Source organism: Microbacterium sp. CIAB417, from assembly GCF_022788845.1.
In genome coordinates, this window is the sequence record NZ_JAHZUT010000005.1 from 374,656 (window position 1) to 395,788 (window position 21,133).

Below are 21,133 nucleotides of genomic sequence, written 5' to 3' on the forward strand. Positions count from 1 at the left end.
CCCATCCGCCGTTCGATCACGACGTGCGGTCCTCAGGACAGGTCGTCGTGATCCTCGATCTGCGCGACGATGCGCCGCCGCCGCGACGACAGGAGGACGAGCAGGCCGCCGCCCAGCAGCACCGTCGCGGACGCGAGCACCCAGGGGGAGAGCTCGAGGCCCGTGCCGGCGAGGCCGGGACCCGGGGTGCGGTGCGCGGTCTCGCAGTCGGGGTTGCCGTCTGCGGCGTCGACGCAGGTGCCGCGCGGATCGTCGCTGGTCACGACGTTGCGGAACTCGGCATCCTGCTCATCGCCGACGGTCACCGAGTAGGTGATCGTGACGACCTGTTCGACGGCCAGATCGCCCGTCCAGCGCACCTCGTCCCCGATGCGGGTCACCGTGCCGGAGGAGGCCTTCGCGTCGTCGTTCCACGAGGCGACGGGCAGGACGGCCGAGATGTCGTCCACGACCGAGGCCGAGGCGACCGCCGCGGGCCCCACCTGCGCCACCGTCACCGTGTAGGTGACGATGTCGCCCTCGTGCACCTCGGAGCCCGGGGCCGGGTCCGAGGTCTTCGAGAACTCGAATCGTCCCTTGAGATGCTCGGTGGTGCAGGCCTCGTCCTGACCTTCCGTCGGCACGCAGCGGATGCCGGGCGGCGGTGCGACCACGTTCCGCAGCGTGAGGTCCCCCTCCGGGACGACGGTCACAGAATAGGTGACCGTCGCGACATCTCCGACGCCCAGGTCGCCGGACCACGCGAGCTCGCTCCCCTCGAAGGCGGCCTCGCCGGCCGAGGCCGCCAGGTCGTCGTTCCAGATCGCGTCGTCCAGCACGTCGCTCAGGTCATCCGTGAAGGAAGCCGGGACGGATGCCTCCCCGACGTGGGTCACCGTGACGGTGTACGCGACCGTGTCACCGGTCTGCACCTCGGAGCCGGTCACCGGGTCGGACGACTTCGAGATCTCGTAGCCGCCGATCCGGTGCTCGGTGCGGCAGTCGGGGTTCTCATCGGGGGCGGGGACGCAGCGTCCGGGCGGGGGCGGCGGCACGCAGTCGTCATCGCCCTCGGCGCAGCCGTCGGTCACCAGGTTCGACAGCAGCCAGTCGCCGTAGCCGGTGACCGTCACCGAGTAGGTGATGTCGACGACCTGCCCCACTGCGAGATCCCCCGTCCAGGTGAGCTCGCCGTCGGCGTACTCCACCTCACCGGCGCTGGCGGCCGCGTCGTCGTTCCACTCCGCGTCGTCGAGCACCTGGGTCAGATCGTCCACCAGGCTCGCGCCCGGGACTGCGGCCTCGCCGATGTGGGTCACCTGCACGTGGTAGTCCACGACGTCGCCGATGACGACGTCCGAACCGGACGCGGGATCGGACGTCTTGGAGAAGCGGAAGTCGCCGACCGGGTTGTGCGGCGGGCGGCAATCGCCCTCCGACTGGCAGCCCGGAGAACTGACGACGTTCTGCAGGATCCAGTCGCCCTCGGCCTCGATCAGGTCCGTGGACTTCACCGTCACCGAGTAGGTGATGGTCGCGGTCCCGCCGACGGGGATCTCTCCTTCCCATGCGAGCCGGTCACCGGTGATCGTCGCCGTGCCGATGCTGGCGGAGACGTCGCCGTTGTACGTGGCGTCGTCGAGGACGTCCGACAGGTCATCGGAGAACACCGCGCCCGCGGGGACCTCTCCCTGCTGGGTGACGGTGACCTCGTACTCGACGACCTGCCCCGGAACGACCGTCTCGCCGCGCGGGTTCGAGGTCTTCTCCACCGTGTAGTCGGTGATCGCGAGGTAGGCCGACGTGCGCATCACCAGGGTGGTGTGCTCCGCGCGCGCCTGGGCGCTGTTCACGTACGTGTCGCGGGGCTGGGCGCCGTCCGTCGTGATGACGACCTGGAAGGAGAACGATCCGCCCGGTTCGAGCGTGCCGCCGATCACACGGACGGCGGTCGGGTTCTCCGGCTTCGTCGTGGTCCAGCCCACCGTGTTCCCGTCGGGAGCACCTGCGGCGCCGTTGGAGGCGTCGGCCGGATCGAAGGACAGCGTCTCGGGGTCGGCGTCGGTGTAGTACACCGTGGCGTCATCCGGCGCGACCACCTCGTCCAGCGAATACGAGCCGGAGTAGGACGTGCCGCGGCCGTCGCCGTTGTACGGCAGGATGTCGATGGTGTCGGTGAAGTCCTGGTCGAACGGATCGTGCGATTCGATCTCGACCGTCCAGGATCCGGTGCCGACGCCGTCGCCGGCGTCGTTGCGGATGTAGTCCACGTCGCTGGTCTTCAGGATCGTGGTGTAGCCGTTGCTCGAGGTCGTGACGGTCGCATCGGCCGGCTGCGATGCGCTGGGTCCGTATTCGGCGACGGCGGTGTTCGTCAATTGCTGACCGGGAGCGATGCTGCTGTCGGCGACGGCCTCGTACGTCAGTTCGTGCTCGGTGTTCGTCTCGACGCCGTCGAGCACCCAGCGCAGCACGTACTGCCCGTCCACCAGCTCCACCGACTGGGGTTCGGGGTCGCCGGATCCGGGGACGTACGACATGCCGGCCGGCAGCCTGTCCTCGATCACGTAGTCGTCCACGCTCTCGGGGACCATGCCGGTGCCGTTGCCGGAGTACGTGAGCGTGTACTCCACCGGGACCCCGGCGACGACGGTCGCGCGCTCGACGTCCTTCTCGATCGCCGGGAACACCGTGGCGATGCGCAGGATGTCGCGGCGTCCGTTCGTGTCGGGGTAGCGGGCGTCCGGGGTCGGCGTGAGGGAGTTCCCGCCGTCGGGCCCGACCCATTCGCCCTGTCCGCGGAGCACCGACCCGAACATCCAGATGTCCTGGCCGGGCTGCGCGTCCTCGGAGATGCGGGTGAAGGCGAACAACTGGATCGGCGCGTTCAGATTCGGAGTGCTCGCGTATTCGGTGAACGGGTAGATCACCCGCACGGCGCGGACCTCGGAGAGGTCGGCCGGCGCCGAGGTGCTCCATCCGGACGCGGTGCCGCAGTCGAAGACGTCGGGATCGTACGCGTCGTTCTCGGGGTCCAGCAACGGGCTGTCGCCGGTGTAGTACTCGATCGGCAGCGCGCTCGGATCGGCGACATTGCGCACGTCCGCGGATTCGAAGCTCACCCATCGTGTGTCGAGGGCGAGGCAGTTCCCGAACGGCAGCGTCGAACCCGGAGGCGCCCAGGTGCGGTGATTGTTGTTCACCAGCTGGTTCACGAGCGTGCCCGGCGCGACGCGGTACGAGTCGTCCCAGCTGGTGCCGCCGCTGTCCGTGTACGTGCGGTTCCAGGCCGCTGTCCACGAGCCTGCGCGGGTGTACGCCTTGTCGGTCGTGTTGTTCGCGACGTCGTCGGCGATCGTCTGGCCGCCCGGTGCGGTGTATGTCACGGGCAGCACATCGATCCGCAGCGATCCCGCCTCGACCGTGTCGACCTGGAACCACAGCGTTCCTGTCGCGATCGCGTTGCGGTCGACGGGGAGCGCCCTGCCGTCGCCCGAGAGGGTGGGCACCTGCTCGAGGGAGTAGTCCAGTCCGGTCAGAACGAGATCCCAGCGACCGGCTGCGGCGTCGACCTCGACCAGTTCGCACGATCCGACGAAGGGGGCGAGCCGGTCCTCGTCAGCGGTGGCCCCCACGGTCAGCGGATGACTGCCGTTGCCGGAATGGCGCGGCAGGCACCCGCCCCCAGGAGTCGTCGTGTCGAAGCTCGTGCCGATGGAGATCGGTGATCCCGTCGACGAGGTCATCCGCAGCGGGTAGGTCACATCAGCCGGACCCTGGTCGCTGTTGCGTCCGAGGTAGACGGTCCACGGGAAGTCCATCGTGATGGTGGTTCGGTCCTCGTCCCACAGCGCGCGGGCCGGCGGGTTCGTCACGTCGACGTCCATGAGGAACGGGTTGACGATCGGGATCGGATCGAGATCGACGGCCTGCCCGTCGATCTCTCCGCCCAGAGTCAGCTCGCTTCCCGTCGGGCCGTCCGCGAGCACCGGGGTCTGCACTGCGACGGCCGTGCCCATGTCGACGGTGCCGAGGTTGCAGGTCAGGACGAGCCCGTCCTCGGAGACGGCAGAGACGGGATCCACGCCTTCGGTGAGGCAGATGTCCGGGATCTCGGCGAACTCGCCGTTGGTGATCAGGAAGGTCGCGATGACGTTCTCGACCGGCTCGTTGGTCGGCGGTTGCGCGTCGTCATTCACGTTGACCCGCCAGTCGGCGACCACGGGGTCGCCGGACTTCATCTCGGCCGGCGGGCTGAGCCATTCGCCGGTGATCTCGTGGATCGGTGCCGCATATGCCGGCGACGCCGCGACGATCGAGCCGCCGATCCCCACGGCTCCGGCGAGCAGCACCGCCACAGCGGCGGCTCGTCCGTTTCTTGTCCGGTGCGCTGATGATGACGTTGTCGCACGTGTGATGAATGCCACGTCAGGCCTCCCCCTGGTTCGATTACCTGACGACTCTGGCGTGATCGACGGAGGCGACGACAGTGCGGATGACACGTTTCACCCGGGATGCCGCGGAATTGGTACCGGGACTAATCCACCCGGTGCGGGCGAGAACCCAGCAGGCCCAGGTCGCGCGCGACGGCGACGGCAGAGTGCCGTGACGACACGCCCAGCTTGCGATAGATCCCCTGCAGCTGCGTCTTGACGGTGTGCGGGGAGACGACGAGGGCTGCCGCGATCTCGCGGATGCTGCCGTGCTCGGCGAGCGCCTCCAGCACGGCGCCCTCCCTGGGCGTGAGCGTGACGGACGGCGACGAGCGAGGGGAGGCGGCGAGCGAGGGCACGTCGAGATAGCGTTGCAGATGCGTCGATCCCCGTCTGCGGGCGAAGTCGACCAGCAGCGACCGGTCGTGGACGGGCAGCAGTGCGACGTGCGCTCGCGCCCCGTGGGTGTCGGCGATCACGGATGCAGATCCCAGCCAGTCCCAGGCGTCCGCATCCTGGCCCCGCCGAAGCGCGGCGACGGCGGCGAAGGTCTGGGTCGCCGCCTGTGTGCGTGCGGTGTGCCCCGGGAACTCGAGTGCGGCGCGCGCCTCGCGCAGCGCTGCGGCGTCCTGGGCGGCGGCCAGGAGCACCGCGATCCGGGCGCTCGCGAGATGGACGCTGTCCGTGGGCTGCCCGTCCAGCAGCCCCGCTGCGGAACGCGCATCGCCCACGACGACGCGCACATGGGCGAGGACGGCGAGGAGGTGCTCGGTCGCCACGTTGTCGCCGACCCCTGGCGGCGGGAACGGCGCCGCCAGGGCTGCGGTCACGCGATCGGCCGCAGCTCTGCCCTGCCCGAGTCCGTGCCGGGCCACGACGGAGACGGCGGTGTGGAACGGCCAGAACTCCGCGAGCGGCATGTAGGTGTCGATGCCGCGCAGCAGGTCGATCACGGCTGCGAAATCCAGCGCGTCGAGGAGCAGGTACGCTTCGGCGACGAGGCCGAGTCCCGTCATGTACGAGCGGCGCAGTTCCTGAGGCCAGGCGTCCCGGTCGATGGCCGCGAGGTGCGAGCGCGCATGCACGAGGTCTCCCGTGAACGCGGCGCCTCCGGCGGCGTAGGCGATCGAGTAGTTCCGTGCGGTCTGGCTCGTGCACAGCGTCACGGAGCGGGTCATCGCGGCGAGCCCCTCTTCGATCCGTCCTCCCTGCAAGAGGCTGTAGCTCAACTGGCGCAGGACGGTCCCGACGTGATCGCCGGCGTGCGCGAGCACAGCGGGATCGATCTCGTCGATCAGTCGTGCCGCCGGGATGCCGGCTTCCGCGGAGTCGCGGAACGACAGTGCCAGTCGGCGGGCGATGGCACGCATGGCGGCGAGGGTGAACGCGTCGACCGAGGGCTCGATGTACGACGGACGTGCCGAGGACTCCACGGCGATGCGGAAGATGCGCGGAGCCTGGGATCGCAGCAGAGGGTGGGCAGTGAGGGCGAGCCCCAGCCCGAACGCCAGCATCGGTCGTTCCGAAAGAACGGTCTCGGGCACGGTCCGCAGCGAGGGAAGGAAGCGGTCGGTGATGTAGCTGTCCGGATTCGTCGTGACGACCTGCACGTAGATGCCATCGGCCAGGTCGAAAGCGCGGCCCTCGATCGCGAAGAGCAGCGCCTGGTCGACGTCGTCGTTCTCCCGCAGCCACAGGGCGGTGGTGACGCAGGACGTGAGGAACCCCTCGGTGTCATCGGACGCCCGCGATCGGAAGGAGTCACGGATCGTCTCGACGAACTGGAACACGGGCCGGTTGCGCGCGTACGGAATCCAGCGCCCGAAGCCGTTCCGTTCCAGCATGTCGAGCACCGCCCCGGCGTCCAGATGGCCGGTCAAGCGTGTTGCGAGCTCGACATCGACGTACGGCGGCACGCTCGCGGCTGTCACGAACCGCACGGCTTCGGGGTCGGGCAGCTGTGCCTCGAGCTTGGCGGCCATCACCGCATCCCACTCCATCGTCCCCACATGCGGGATGCGGCCGAGGTGCGCGAGCGCGAGCGTCGCGGCGCGCACGGTGAGCGCATACCCGTGCGTGGAGCGGAGGATGGAGCGGACGATGCGGGGATCATCGACCCCGGTCTGCTCCGCGATGAGGGTGCCCACTTCGTCCTCGGTGAAGGCGAGATCCGTCATCGTGATGATCCGTGTCGCCCCGGCATCCTGGAGAGCGAGCTCCGCCAGGGCGGTATGGGATCGGGTCGTGATGAGCAGGCGGACGGCGGGCACGGCGGCGACGAGCCGCACGAGATCCTGATCGATCTCCGCCATCGCGTCGCCCAGGTGCTCGTAGGCATCCAGGATCAGGGTGACGGCACCGGCGCCGGTGAGGAGATCGATCGCGACGTCCACGGGATCGGCACCGTCGCCGAGCATGCCCCCGACCCGGCCCGCCGCCTCCTCCGGCAGCGTTCCCAGTCGGCGAGCGGTCGCGACGACGTGCTGCCAGAACGCCTGCCGGCTCCCGATCCCCGACCCGAGGGCGATCCAGGAGCGGGGCTGGTCGTCGGGTTGCTGCAGCGCCCAGCTGCGCAGCAGAGTGGTCTTGCCGATCCCGCTCGGTCCCTGGATCACGCACAGCCGGATGCCCGGGGCGTCCAGGATCCGATACAGGCGGGGACGATCGACGACGCCGGCGACGGCGGCCGTCCCGGCATCCTCGGGCACGCGAATCACTGCAGGGCTCCCTCCCCAGCGGTGATCGGCACCGGACCACGGCTCACCGCACGGACATATTCTTACCGCATGCGGGAGTCATGGGGCGCAATGTCAGCCCTCCAGGCTCGAGATGATCCGATGCAGGCCGTAGGCGAAGGCGCGGTCGACGTCGCCTCCCAGGCGGAACGCGCCCGCCAGCTCCATCTGCAGGAACCCAGTCGCCCAGGCGGTGAACAGTCGAGCGGCCTCGAGGGCGTCCTGTTCGCCGACGAGTGCAGCGCACGCGTCGAGAACTGGTTCCGACGCCCGCCGCAGGGCGGCCTGCGGCGCGGCGGTCGTGAAGATCAGCCGGAAGCTCTCCGGAAAGGCGTGCGCGAAGGCGCGGTAGGCGATGGCGAGGGTGGGGAGGTCGCCGCCTGCGGAGTGCAGACGGCCGGTGAGGTCATCGATCGCGGACTCCGCGATCGCCGCCACGAGCGCCTCCCGGTCGCGCACCCGCTTGTACAGCGACGGCGGTCGAACGCCGACCCGGGCGGCCACGGCCTGCATCGTGAGCCCCTCGAAACCCGCGGCCTCGAGGATCGAGCGTCCCGCGGCGACGACGTCCGCGTACGTGGTGCGTTCCGGTGTCGGCATTCCGTCCTCCTGATGATGGCTATTGACATTAGCCATCATAGCTACGTATCGTAGCCATGCCCGGTCTTGGAAGGACATGTCATGGAAATCGCCCCGCAGCTGGACCGTCTCGGAAACGACATCGTCGCGTCCTATCTCATCGATCTTCCCGAGGGCATCACGCTCGTGGACGCGGGGCTGCCCGGGCACTGGCGCGATCTGCAGGAGGAGCTCGCCGCGATCGGGCGCCCGCTCTCGGACGTCCGCGGGCTCGTCCTCACGCACGGCGACAGCGATCACATCGGCTTCGCCGAGCGACTGCGCCGTGAGACCGGCGTCCCGATCTTCGTCCACTCCGCCGACGCGCATCGCGCCCGCACCGGCGAGAAGCCCAAGACCCCGATGGGGCCGGCCAGGATCGGTCCGACGCTCGGCTTTCTCGCCTACGGGATCCGCAAGGGCATGAAGCCCGAGTTCCTGACGGAGGTCGTCGAGGTCGCAGACGGCGACGTGCTGGACCTGCCCGGCGCGCCGGTGATCATCGGGATGCCGGGACACTCGCCCGGCAGTGTCGCCGTGCACATCCCCGCGGTGGACGCCGTGTTCGTCGGCGACGCGCTCACCACGCGCCATGTGCTCACCGGGCGCGCCGGCGCGCAGCCGGCGCCGTTCACCGACGACGCCGCGGAGGCGAACGCGTCGCTGGACCGCCTGAGTGCGGTGCAGGCGTCGTGGATCCTCCCCGGACACGGGGCGCCCTGGAAGGGGCGCCCCGCGGAACTCGTCGCCGCGACGCGCGCAGCCTGACGGGAGCCGCTCAGCGCCCGGCGAGCACGTCTGCCGTGTCCGTGACGACGATCTGCGGTGGATAGAGCCCCATCACCTGCAGCGCCGCGGCGTGGTTCTCTGCCGTCGATCCGGCGCAGGCATCAGCGGCGACGGTCACGTGCGCCCCGGCATCCGCCGCCGCCAGCGCCGTCGAGATCACGCAGCAGTCCGTCGAGACTCCGCAGAGCACCACGCGTGCGCCTCGGCCGACGACGGACTCGAGCTCGGGACCCCACTTGCCGAACGTCGGCAGATCGACAGTCGGATGCCGGGACAGGCCGGCGGCCGCCGGGACGAGGTCGAACAGCGCGTCGTCCGCCGGGCGATCCGCGAAGGGCCACGCCGCGAAGTAGTCGCCCCACGAGGTCGACCGGTCCGCTGTCGGCAGCCACCGGGTCACGACGACCTGGTCTCGGAACGCCTCCGCCAGCGCGCGGATGCGCGGCATGGCCTCGTCGAAGAACGGCGATCCCCATTCCGAGTCCCGTGCGGCGAAGACGGCCTGAGGATCGATGACGACCAGCCAGTCGCTCACGCCTGCTCCTGACGCCGGATCCTCCCGGCCCTGGCGAACCAGGTCACCAGGAACGACAGCACGAGCGCGAAGAACACGCCGAGGTTCGCGTACGCCCACTCGCCGTCGCGTCCGCCGACGAGGAACAGCAGGTAGCCCTGCCAGTTGTTCCACGGAGCCGCCTCGGCGAAGGTGTTGATCACGAGTCCCCATCCGATCGCGCTCGCGACGATCATGGTGCCGATCGAGGTCCAGTCCCAGGACCCGTACCGGCCGCGGCTGTCGAACAGCGCGTCCTCGTCGTAGTCCCTCCTGCGCCGCAGGATGTCCGCGATGAGGATGCCGGCCCAGGATGCCAGCGGCACGCCGAGCGTGATGAGGAAGCTCTGGAACGGCCCGAGGAAGTCGGGCGCGAAGAACACGACGAGGATCGTCCCGATCGTCAGGATCACGCCGTCGATCGCCGCGGCGGACGGACGGGGGATCCGGATGCCGAGGCTGAGCAGCGTGAGCCCGGAGGAGTAGATGCCCAGCACCGCGCCGGAGACCAGCGCGAGCACGGCGGTCAGCAGGAACGGCACGAGCACCCAGGTCGGCAGGATCGTCGCCAGGGCCCCGATCGGATCGGCGGCGATCGCCGCGCTCAGTTCGGGATCGGACCCTGCCAGCAGCAGCCCGAAGACCACCAGGATCACCGGGGCGACGGATCCGCCGATGGTGTTCCAGGCCACGATCGCGCCGTCCGACGCCGTGCGCTTCTGGTAGCGCGACCAGTCCGCCGCGATGTTGATCCAGCCCAGACCGAACCCGGTCATGACCATGACGAGCGCGCCTGTCACCTGACCGAGGTTGCCCGCGGGCAGTGCCATGACGGTCGCCAGGTCGATGCTCGGCGCCGCGAGGACGATGTACACGATCGTGACGGCGCCGGTGATCCAGGTGAGCACCGACTGCAGCTTCATGATCGTGTGATAGCCCAGCACGGATGCCGCGACGATGAGCGCCGCGACGATGACGGTCGCGACGATCTTCAGCCCCACGCTGTCGCCGTCGCCGCCGAGCTGCGTGATGACGGTCGCCGTCGCGAGCACGGCCATGATGGCAAGGAACGTCTCCCAGCCGATCGACGTCAGCCACGAGACGATGCCGGGGACCTTCTGCCCGTGCACGCCGAACGCCGCGCGGGAGAGCACCATGGTCGGCGCCGAGCCGCGCTTGCCGGCGATCGCGATCAGACCGCACAGCAGGAACGACACGACGATCCCGACCACCGAGACCAGGGTGGCCTGCCAGAAGGAGATGCCGAAGCCGAGCACGAACGAGCCGTAGGACATCCCGAAGACCGACACGTTGGCCGCGAACCACGGCCAGAACAGGTCGCGCGGTCTCGCCGTACGGTCGGACTCGGGGATGATCTCGATGCCGGCGCGCTCGACGAGCCCCGGGACCGTCGCGATCTTGTCGGACATGGCGGCCTCCTGATGGGGCCATCCCCGGCCCCGCTGGAACTCATCATGGCACCAGCGGGACCCCGGGGGATCAGCGGCCGGCGGCGCGCCTTCCGCGCAGCGTCAGAGCGGCACCCACCGCGAGGGCGGCTCCGCCGACGGCGAGCAGAGTGATCGGCAGCGCCGACCCGGTCGTCGCGAGGTCGTCGGATCCGTCGTTTCCGCCGGCACCCTCGGCGTCGCCACCGGAGCCGTCCGCCGCACCGGCGGCGTCGGCATCCGAGCCGCCGGCGTCCGCCGAGCCGCCCGCGTCGGCGTCCCCGCCGTCAGCGTCGGCATCCGCGTCGGCTCCGCCGGGGTCGACCGCGATGAGCGTGAAGTCCTGCTCGACGTACACCTCACCGGCGTCCGTCACCGTCACGGTGATCGTCGCGGGGCCCGAGATCTCGTACCCCTCGGGGGCCGTCACCTCGACCGTGTGGCGGCCGTTGCGCAGCGTCGTCGCACTGTACGCGCCCTCCGCGTCGGTGGTGAGCGTCTCCTGCCCGCCGACGGAGGTCAGCGTGAGGGTGACGCCCTCGACGGGGGCGCCCGAGTCGTCCCGGACGGTTCCGGCGACCGTGCCGAACCGGCCGAGCGCGAAGTCGGCGTCGACCACGTCTTCGTCCCCGACCGGATGAGAGCGAGATGCGGTGTAGACATACATCCCCGCCGGGACGTCCTCCTGGACGATGCGCACGACGTAGTCCCCGCTGTCCAGGCGCGGGAAGGCGTAGTTGCCGTCCGCGTCCGTGACCGTCGTCAGCGGACCGCTCGGCCCGTCGATCTGGAGCGTGATGCCGGGGACCCCGACCCCGGCCGCCGTCACCTGGCCGGACAGGGAGGGATTCTCGGCCAGCACGAAGTCCTGGCCCTCGATCGGCGTCTCGTCCCCCGCCGGCACCGTGAAGGGCCCGGGGCCCTCGCTCAGCGTGTAGCCGTCGGGCACGGTGATCTCGGCCTGCCACGTTCCCACCGGCACCTCGTCGAACAGGTAGGTGCCGTCCGGCCCGGTCGTGGTGGTCAGAGGGCCGTCATCCGTCGGGATCGTGACCGTGGCCCCGGGGATCGGGTCGCCCGCCTCATCGAGGACGGTGCCCGACACCGCCACCGGGACGATGTCGCGCACGGTGAGATCGACCGCGGCATCGGCGGTCCGCAGGTCCGCAGTGCCGGAGCGAGTGACGGCGATCTTCCCGGCGGGAGGCGTCACCGTCACGGTGTACCCGTCCGCGGCGACCTGGCCGGGGAACTGGTAGGTGCCGTCCGCCGTGGTCGTCGTCGTCCCGAGGACGGAGCCGTTCGCGTCGACCAGGGTCACAGTCGCACCCGGAACCGGGTCCCCGGCGACCGTGTCGGACACGGTCCCGGTGATGTCGCGGGCGAGCATGGTGAACCACGTCTGGTAGACGGGGAAGCCGGAGCGGCGCGTGAACTCGACGGTCAGCGAGGAGATCGCGACGGTCGGCTCGAACCAGGCCGCAGCACCCGAGGTGTCGAGGGCCGCGGCGTTGCCCGTGAGGGTCAGCGCGTCCGGATCCCAGGTCGGCACGTCGTCGGCCGCCCCCGTGCAGGAGGGCTTGCCGGCGACGCCGTCGGCGCAGTAGTTGAAACCGCCCTGGAAGCCGAGGTCGGCGGCGGTCAGCGCGGCCCCCGATGCGGTCACGCCGGACAGACGGACCGCGTCGGCGTCGATGTCGCCGAGCACGAACGCCCAGCCGGATGCCGGGGTCGGGCGGTCGAACGAGTACGTCGTGGTGGATGGGGAGGAGGCGTTGTCGGCCTTCGGCCGGAGGTTGAGGTACGGGCTGTTCCGGCTCGTGCCGTACTTCGCGCCCACGGGCGTCCCCTCCGAGAGCCAGGTCGAGGCGCCCGAGATCACGCCCACCTGCCCGGCTCGGGAGTCGCTCGTGACGCTCGCGCTCAGCGCCGGGCGGTCCACGAAGGAGATGTCCGTGGTGTACGCGTTGGCGCTCCCGGAGAGGGGTGCCCAGGTCGCCCACGTCGTGGTCGTCGCGGCAGAGGCCGGCAGCGTCCCACCGGCGGCTGTCACCGCCAGCATCCCGGCGGCGAAGAGGGCGAGGATCGAACGCCGTCCGCGTCGAGGCTCTGAGGCGGTCGTCGTCGTGCGTGCCATCGTGTCGTCTTCCGGTTCGGGACAGAGGGGCACTTCAATATATCCGGGGCCGAGCCCATCCGATATATCGATCCGGTCTCTGCTCGATCACGCGGAGTGTCAGGCCGAGAAGAAGGCCTCGGCGACGCGACGGAGGTCGTGCAGGTCGCTGACCCCCGCGAGCTCTCGCGCCGAGTGCATGGACAGGATCGGGACGCCGACGTCCACGGTCCGGATGCCCAGGCGCGTGGCCGTGATCGGTCCGATCGTCGACCCGCAGGGGACGGCGTTGTTCGACACGAACTCCTGCGACGAGACGCCGGCCGCGTCGCACCACGAGCTCCAGGCCGCCGATCCCACGGCATCCGTCGCGTAGCGCTGATTCGCGTTGATCTTCAGGATCGGGCCCGACCCGAGCAGCGGCTGGACGACCGGGTCGTGCTTGTGCGCGTAGTTCGGGTGCACCGAATGCCCGACATCGCTGGACAGGCACCAGGATGCGGAGAACGCACGGCGCTGCTCGGTCGCGTCGGCGCCGAGGCCGGCGTAGACGCGGACCAGCACGTCCTCGAGGAAGGGGCCGGCCGCGCCGGATCGCGATGCCGAGCCCAGCTCTTCGTGGTCGAAAGCGGCGAGGACCGGGATCACGCCGCCGGCCAGGGCGTCGGACGCCAGCGAGCCGAGCGCGGCGACGCCGGCGTGCACGGAGGCGAGGTCGTCCAGGCGGCCCGAGGCGAAGAACACGTCGTCCTTGCCGAAGACGGCGCCGCGCGCGGCATCCGCCACGACCGCGTCGAAACCGCGGATGTCTGCGGCATCCACCCCGGCGGAGCCCGCGAGCTCGCCCAGCAGGTCCTCGGCCGTCGGGTCGCCGAGGCCCCACACCGGCTGCGTCTGCGTCTGCTTGTCCAGCGCGAGACCGCTGTTCGCCTCGCGGTCGAGATGGATCGCGAGCTGAGGCAGGCGCAGCAGCGCGCCGGTGTCCGCGAGCACGACGCGTCCGTCCGCGAGGGCGAGGCGACCCGCCAGCCGCAGCTCGCGATCGAGCCAGGAGTTCAGAAGAGGCCCGCCGTACACCTCGACGCCCGCCTGCAGCCAGCCGCGGGCTCCCGTGGTGGGCTTCGGCTTGAGCTTGAAGCCGGGGGAGTCGGTGTGCGCGCCGAAGATGTGCGCCGGGGTCGTCGCCTGCGCGTCCGACGGCACGGCCCACGCGATCGCCGCGCCGTCGCGGACGACGACGAACCGTCCACCGGGCTGCGCCGGCCAGGGGTCGGCCTCGTCCAGGCGGGTGAATCCGGCGGCCTCCAGACGGCGCGCGACCTCCTCGGCGGCGTGGTAGCTCGACGGCGACTCCGACACGAAGTCGGCGAGATCCTCGGCGTGCGCGAGGGCGGGAGAGGGAGCGGGCATGGGGGACCTTCCGTGCGCGGGCATCACCTCGATCGTATTACTCGCGGTTCTGCACCGACGGCCCTGTCGCTACCATGGCCGCAGGCCCCGAAAGGACGTTGTCGTGCCCGCAGTGACCCGAACGAAGACCTTCCGCGGCGCGGCGATGGCGGCCGGCGCCCTGCTGCTGGCCTCGCTGCTCGGCGCTGTCGTCGACACGGCGGCGCCCGTCCCCGCCGTGGCGGCGCAGGATCCGACGATGTGCCAGGACTCGGTGGCTCTCGTCAACGGCGGATTCGAGCAGCCCACCGTCCCGGCCGGGCGCTATTCGCTCCTGGACGAGTCGGCGGTGCCCGGCTGGTTCACGAACGACGTCCAGAACAAGATCGAGATCTGGAGCAGCGGGTTCAACGGTGTCGCCTCGGCCGAGGGCAAGCAGTTCGCCGAACTGAACGCGTACAGCGCGAGCCGGCTCTACCAGGATGTCGCGACGACCCCCGGGCAGACGCTGTCGTGGTCGCTGAACCACCGCGGCCGTCAGGGGACCGACGTCATGCGCGTGCTCATCGGTCCGCCCGCTGCGCCGGTGCAGAACGGACCGAACCTCTCTGACGGCCTGAGCTGGGGAACGCATTCCGGCACGTACGTCGTCCCGGCTGGTCAGACGACGACACGGTTCGCCTTCGAGGCCGTGAGCTCCGCCGGGGGCAACGCGGCCGTGGGCAACCTGCTCGACAACATCACCTTCGGCACCGGTCCGTGCCTCATCAGCGACAAGACCGTGGAGAACCTCACGACCGCGGGCACCGCTGCCGAGGTCGGCGATGTGCTCCGCTACACGATCACGACCCGCAACGACGGAGGAAACCCGGCCGCGCAGTCGGTGGCGACCGACGTGCTCGACCCCGGACTGGAGTTCGTCCCCGGGTCGCTGCGCATCGTGAACGGCCCGGGTGCCGGAGCGCTCACCGACGCCGCGGGGGACGACCGCGGCGAGTACGCGGCGGGCGATCGCACGGTCCGTGTGCGACTGGGCGATCTCGCCACCGCCACCTCCGGAGGAGCTCTGCCTGCGGGCTCCTCCACGACGTTCTCCTTCGACGCGACCGTGGCGGTCGCCGGTGCCGCGAGCACGATCCGGAACGAGGCCCAGGTCGCCTTCCGTGACCCGGTGGTCGCGCAGGACCGCGTGTCGACGACGCAGACGACCGAGACGCCGGTGGGCGACGCGGCGGATCTCGCGATCGCGAAGACCCTCGACACCTCGCCGCTCGTGGCGGGACAACCCGTCGCGTACACGATCACCGTGACCAATGACGGACCGCAGTCGGCCGCGGACTTCACCGTGTCCGATCCGGTCCCGGCCGGCCTCGAAGACGTCCAGGCCGAGACCGCGTCCGGGACGTGCACCGTGACCACGACCGTGGACTGCACGGGCGGTCCGCTCGGAGTCGGCGATTCGGCCGAGATCACGGTCACCGGCACGCTGTCCGCCGGCGCGGTCCCCGGATCGGCCCTCGTGAACACCGCGCAGGCGACCGGCAGCACCACGGACCCCGATCCGAGCGACAACAGCGCGACGGCATCCGGAACCGTGACGGCCGTGACGGACGTCTCGATCGAGAAGACCTTCTCGCCGGAGGTCCCGGTCTCGGGCGGTGAGGTCACGTACACGCTCACCGCCGCGAACGGCGGTCCTTCGGCCGCCACGGACGTCGTGATCACGGATCCGCTCGACCCGGCGACGACATTCGTCAGCGTCGACTCGGATGCCGCCACCTGCGAGTTCGACGGATCGGTCGTGTCCTGCGCCGTCGGCACGCTCGCGCCGGGGGCATCGGCCGAGGCCACCGTGACGGTCGTGCTCGCACCGGATGCCGAAGGCGCCGTGCAGAACACCGCCACGGTCACGACCTCGACCTCCGAGCGGAACACGATCGACAACGCCAGCTCGGCAGCCTTCGACCCGACGATCATCGCCGACGTCGCCGTCACGAAGACCGCATCGGCCGAGACCGTCACCGCCGGGGACACGTTCACCTACACGCTGGGAGTGAGCAACACCGGCCCCTCCACGGCGGCGAACGTCGTGCTCACGGACGCGCTTCCCGCCGGCATCACGGTCCTGGGCCTGTCCCAGCCGGGCACCGGGACGTGCGTCGAAGAGGGCGGTACCCGGGTGCGCTGCGACTGGGACGCCCTCGCACCGGGAGCCGAAGAGACGATCGTGCTGAGCGTCGCGGTGGCTGCCGACGCGCCGGCGGGCGAGCTGATCAACACCGCTTCCGTCGCAGCGCCGGCGGATGATCAGGACACGGCGAACAACTCGGCCTCGGCGACGGTCACCGTCGCGCAGAGCGCGGACGTCGGCGTGGAGAAGACGGCGTCCCCCGCGACGGGGGTCCCGGGGACGCCCCAGTCGTTCACGATCACGGTCACGAACGACGGACCCTCCGTCGCACGCGGCGTGACGGTCGCCGATTTCCTGCCGACGGCATATCTCGATCCCTCCACTCCGACCGACGGATGCCGCATCACCGGTTCCATCGGCAGCTGCCTGCTGGGCGACCTCGAACCCGATCAGTCCGTGACCGTCACGATCGACGGCGTCATCGCCGCCGACGCGACAGGAGTGCTCAGCAACACCGCGACGGTCGGGTCGGCCACGCCGGATCCCAACGACGCCAACTACTCGAGCACCGTGGACGTGCCCCTCGCCCCCTCGGCGGACGTGTCGCTGACGAAGACGACGTCGACCCCCGTCGTGGCGCTCGACGGGACGATCTCGTACCTCGTCACGGTGCGCAATGACGGGCCGTCGACCGCCACGGGGGTGTTCGTGACGGACACCGTGGAGGACGGCATCGCGCTCGTCTCGGCCGAGGCATCCGTCGGCACCTGGTCGATCGACGGCTGGGCGGTCGGCGCGCTGCAGCCCGGTGCAGAGGAGACCCTCGCGATCTCCGCGGTCGGCACGGCCGAGGGGACGTTCACCAACACGGCCGTCGCCGCCTCGGAGACCGCCGATCCCGACAGCGTCGACCTGACCGGCACGGCCGATGTCGTCGTCGCCGCGTCCGCAGATCTCTCCGTGGTGAAGTCCGCGACGCCGGATCCCGTGGCGGTGAACGAACGCATCACCTACACGCTCACGGTGCAGAACAGCGGACCCAATGCCGCCGTGGACATGGTGATCTCCGATCCCCTTCCGCCCGAGCTCATAGACATCACGACGACGACCCCGGGCTGCACGATCGAGGGCCGCGAGTTCCGCTGCGTCGTGGCGTCGTTCCCGTCCGGTTCCGGCGGCACACTGCAGTACTCGGCGACGGTCGATCCCGCCACCGCGGCCACCGAGGTGACGAACACCGTCACGGTCGCCTCCGCCACGGCCGACCCCGACCCCGACGACAACACCAGCTCGACGACGACGCCGATCACCGGCAGCGGCGAGATCGAGTTCGTCAAGACCGCCGGGACGCCGGTCGACGCGGACGGGGACGGCGCGATCGGGGCCGGTGACGAGATCGCGTACGACTTCACGGTGACGAACACCGGACCGACGACCGCGACGGATCTGACCGTCGACGATCCCCTCCTCGGCGGCGCACTGGACTGCCCGGCGTTCGACGGCGTCACCCTCGCGCCGGGCGACGATGCCGCCTGCGGCCCGATCGTCCATGTGCTCACGCAGGAGGACATCGACGCGGGGCAGGTCGTGAACACCGCCACCGCCACGGCCGGCACGCCGCGCGGACCCGTCTCGGACGATGACGCGGTCACCACCGCGGTTCCGTCCGTCAGCGCGATCAGCCTGGACAAGCAGGCGGCGGACCCGGTCGATGCGGACGGCGACGGGGTGCTGGGCGCCGGAGACACCGTGAACTACACCTTCACCGTCACCAACACCGGCACGACGACGATCAGCGACGTCCAGATCACGGACGAGATGCTCGGAGGAGCGGTCGCGTGTCCCGAGCTCGCCGGTGTCGCGCTGGCACCCGGCGACGCGGTCGACTGCGCCCCGATCACCTATGCGCTGCTCCAGGAGGACGTCGACGCCGGCACCGTGCACAACGAGGCGAGCGTGACAGGGGAGGCGCTCGGCGGAGAGGTGACCGACACCGCGCAGGCCGACATCGACGTCGCGGGCAGCGACGCGGTGGAGCTGATCAAGACCGCGGGTGACATCACGGATGCCGACGGGGACGGGCTCCTCGGCGCCGGCGACGAGGTCTCCTACACATTGACGGTCCGCAACACGGGCACCACGACCCTCTCCGTCACCGCCGTGGAGGACCCGCTTCTCGGCGGTGACATCGGATGCCTCGCCGACGGGCCCGCCACGCTCGCGCCCGGAGGCGAGCTCGACTGCGAGCCGGTGGTCTACACCCTGACGCAGGCCGACATCGACGCCGCTGAACGGGACAACACCGCGACGGTCGAGGCGCAGGGGTCGGGCCCCGTCGAGGACGAGGCATCGGCCACCGTGCTCATCGCGGGCACCACGGGCGTGGCGCTCACGAAGGACGCCTCGGCGCCGACCGACACGGACGGCGACGGCATGATCGGTGCGGGCGACGAGATCACGTACTCGTTCACGGTGACGAACACCGGTACGACGACGCTCACCGGTGCATCGGTCGACGACCCGCTGCTGGGCGGGGCTCTGGACTGCCCGGCTCTGGAAGGGCTGAGCCTCGCGCCCGGCGACGAAGCCGAGTGCGGCCCGCTGACCTATGCCCTGACGCAGGAGGACATCGACGGAGGCGCCGTGCACAACACGGCGACCGTGAACGCGACCTCGGAGACGGGTTCGGCGACGGACGAGGCCGAGGCGGACGTCTCGGTCACGGGTACCGACGCCACAGCCTTCGTCAAGTCCGCGGGCACTCCGACGGATGTCGACGGCGACGGTCGCATCGGCGCCGGAGACGAGGTGGCGTTCTCGTTCATGGTGACGAACACCGGTACGACGACACTGACGGGCGCGTCGATCGATGACCCGATGCTCGGAGGGCCGCTGGACTGCCCTGAGCTCGCCGGGGCGGTGCTGGCGCCGGGCGACTCGGCGGACTGCGGGCCGGTCGCGTACGCGCTCACCCAGGCCGACGTGGATGCCGGCAATGTGCAGAACGCGGCTTCCGTCACGGCATCCGGACCCTCCGGCCCGGTGACCGACGACGCCCAGGCGACCGTGACGATCACCGGTGCGAACGGTGTGAGCCTGACCAAGACGGCCGGCGAACCGGTCGACGCCGACGGCGACGGGGCGCTCGGCGAGGGCGACGGCATCGCCTACACGTTCACGGTGACGAACACGGGCACGACGACCCTGACGGGCATCCTCGTCACGGACCCGATGCTGGGCGGACCCGTCCCCTGCCCGGCTGCGGGGCCACTCGCCCCAGGCGGGGAGATCGTGTGCGGGCCGATCGCGTACACGCTGACCCAGGACGACGTCGACCAGGGCGTCGTGAGCAACACGGCGACGGTCGACGCGCAGGCACCGGACGGGGATGTGCAGGACACCGCCCAGGCCGACACCACGATCGAGGGAACGGACGCCGTCGAGGTGACCAAGACGCCGAGCGCCGCGGTCGACACGACCGGTGACGGACTCATCGGCGCGGGAGACGAGATCTCCTATGCGTTCACGGTGATCAACACGGGAACGACGACGCTCACGGATGCGGCGATCACGGACGACAGGCTCGGCGGTGCACTGGACTGCCCGGCGCTGGTCGGCGCATCCCTCGCCCCGGGCGACGAGATCGCGTGCGGCCCGTACCCGTACGAGATCACGCAGGACGACGTCGAGGCGCAGGTCGTGCACAACGAGGCCAGGGTCACGGCGCAGGGCGTCGTCGGCGCGGTCGCGGACGACGCGAGCGCGGATGTCGTGATCTCCGGCACCGACGCGATCGCCCTCGACAAGGTCGGCGCGGCGCCGGTGGACGCCGACGGCGACGGACGGATCGGCGCGGGCGACGAGATCTCCTACACCTTCACGGTGCGCAACACGGGGACGACCGTGATCGACGAGGTCGCGATCGATGACGGGCTGCTCGGCGGCGCGATCGACTGCACCGCCCTCGAGGGAGCCGAACTGGTCCCCGGTGATGAGATCGTCTGCGGTCCAGTGGTGTACACGCTCACACAGGAGGACGTCGACGCGCAAAGCGTGCACAACGAGGCGACCGTGACCGGCGCCGGCGCTGGCGGCGCAGTGCAGGACTCCGCGACGGCGGACGTGCCGGTGAGCGGCGAGGACGGCATCTCGCTGGTCAAGTCCGCCGCGGCGATCGAGGACGCGAACGGCAGCGGACAGGCGGATGCCGGGGACACCGTCGCCTACACGTTCGCGGTGACGAACACCGGGACGACGACCGCGACCGGCGTGGTCATCGAGGACGCCCGCGTCGACGGCGACATCGTCTGCGAGGCGACCGATATCGCGCCCGGTGACATGGTGATCTGCCGCGCCGACCCGGTGGCGCTCACGCAGGCCGAGATCGACGCAGGACAGATCGTCAACACGGCGACGGCCACGGCAGGGGGTGCCGGCGGGACGCCGGTCACCGCGACGGACACCGTCACGACGCCGATCGAGGCGCAGCCGGCGATCGCCGTCGAGAAGACCGGTGGCGACTACGTGGATGCGAACGGCGACGCGAAGGTCAGTGCCGGCGACACGGTGCAGTTCCGGTTCACGGTGACGAACACCGGGGCGGTCACGCTCACCGACATCACGATCGACGACCCGAAGCTCGGTGGCGCGATCCCCTGCGAGATCGGCGATCTGGCACCAGGGGATTCCGCCGAGTGCGGTCCGGTGGCGTACACGGTCACGGCCGAAGAGGCGAAGGCGCACGCCGTCGTCAACGCCGCGACCGCGTCGGCGATGAGCGGGTCGACGGCGGTGACCGCATCCGATTCCGTGACCGTCGACCTCCCCGAGCTCGCCGTCACCGGCGGAATCGTCGCGGGGCTCGGCTGGGCTGTCCTGTTGATCGCGCTCGGACTCATCGCGCTGGTGATCGCCCGGGTGCGCCGGACCCGAGTCGTGTGAC

Annotated in this window: 9 protein-coding genes; 2 read left to right on the plus strand and 7 right to left on the minus strand. The window is 70.5% G+C overall.

All coding sequences use genetic code 11. The features are described from left to right. Positions 1–32 precede the first annotated feature (32 nt). The 3 genes from KYX17_RS22645 to KYX17_RS22655 all read right to left on the minus strand — a co-directional run bounded on the left by KYX17_RS22645 (position 33) and on the right by KYX17_RS22655 (position 7,747). Positions 33–4,337, minus strand: coding sequence for a hypothetical protein (locus KYX17_RS22645; RefSeq protein WP_243229674.1), 4,305 nt, complete (start codon positions 4,335–4,337; stop codon positions 33–35). 179 nt (positions 4,338–4,516) lie between these two features. Continuing rightward, positions 4,517–7,129: a LuxR C-terminal-related transcriptional regulator gene (locus KYX17_RS32355; protein ID WP_243229675.1), complete on the minus strand. Its 2,613-nt coding sequence runs from the start codon at positions 7,127–7,129 to the stop codon at positions 4,517–4,519. A 93-nt stretch (positions 7,130–7,222) separates the two neighbouring features. Further along, positions 7,223–7,747, minus strand: coding sequence for a TetR/AcrR family transcriptional regulator (locus KYX17_RS22655; protein WP_243229676.1), 525 nt, complete (start codon positions 7,745–7,747; stop codon positions 7,223–7,225). Positions 7,748–7,828: 81 nt separating this feature from the next. Here KYX17_RS22655 and KYX17_RS22660 point away from each other — a divergent pair, with 81 nt between their 5' ends. Then, a complete protein-coding gene (locus tag KYX17_RS22660) occupies positions 7,829–8,533 on the plus strand; it encodes an MBL fold metallo-hydrolase (protein WP_243229677.1) in 705 nt (234 codons plus the stop codon). A 10-nt stretch (positions 8,534–8,543) separates the two neighbouring features. Here KYX17_RS22660 and KYX17_RS22665 read toward each other — a convergent pair whose 3' ends face one another. The 4 genes from KYX17_RS22665 to KYX17_RS22680 form a co-directional block, all read right to left on the minus strand. Continuing rightward, complete coding sequence (locus tag KYX17_RS22665; RefSeq protein ID WP_243229678.1) at positions 8,544–9,089, minus strand: cysteine hydrolase family protein; 546 nt, start codon at positions 9,087–9,089, stop codon at positions 8,544–8,546. Beyond that, the gene (locus KYX17_RS22670) at positions 9,086–10,537 is read right to left on the minus strand and encodes a cytosine permease (RefSeq protein WP_243229679.1); all 1,452 of its coding nucleotides are present in this window, start codon (positions 10,535–10,537) and stop codon (positions 9,086–9,088) included. Before KYX17_RS22670 ends, KYX17_RS22665 begins: the two co-directional genes overlap by 4 nt. Before the next feature lie 70 nt (positions 10,538–10,607). Further along, positions 10,608–12,692: a collagen binding domain-containing protein gene (locus tag KYX17_RS22675; RefSeq protein ID WP_243229680.1), complete on the minus strand. Its 2,085-nt coding sequence runs from the start codon at positions 12,690–12,692 to the stop codon at positions 10,608–10,610. A gap of 99 nt (positions 12,693–12,791) precedes the next feature. After that, a complete protein-coding gene (locus KYX17_RS22680; protein ID WP_243229681.1) occupies positions 12,792–14,081 on the minus strand; it encodes a M18 family aminopeptidase in 1,290 nt (429 codons plus the stop codon). 103 nt (positions 14,082–14,184) lie between these two features. Between KYX17_RS22680 and KYX17_RS22685 the strand changes: the two genes are divergently transcribed. Then, positions 14,185–21,132 carry a hypothetical protein gene (locus KYX17_RS22685; RefSeq protein WP_243229682.1) on the plus strand — a complete coding sequence of 2,316 codons (6,948 nt, stop codon included), beginning with the start codon at positions 14,185–14,187 and terminating at the stop codon, positions 21,130–21,132. Position 21,133: the final 1 nt, after the last annotated feature.

Coding starts and splice junctions, on each gene's coding strand:
- KYX17_RS22655 (WP_243229676.1), bottom strand. CDS start 7,747: ATGCCGACACCGGAACGCACCACGTACGCGGACGTCGTCGCCGCGGGA.
- KYX17_RS22660 (WP_243229677.1), top strand. CDS start 7,829: ATGGAAATCGCCCCGCAGCTGGACCGTCTCGGAAACGACATCGTCGCG.
- KYX17_RS22670 (WP_243229679.1), bottom strand. CDS start 10,537: ATGTCCGACAAGATCGCGACGGTCCCGGGGCTCGTCGAGCGCGCCGGC.
- KYX17_RS22675 (WP_243229680.1), bottom strand. CDS start 12,692: ATGGCACGCACGACGACGACCGCCTCAGAGCCTCGACGCGGACGGCGT.
- KYX17_RS22680 (WP_243229681.1), bottom strand. CDS start 14,081: ATGCCCGCTCCCTCTCCCGCCCTCGCGCACGCCGAGGATCTCGCCGAC.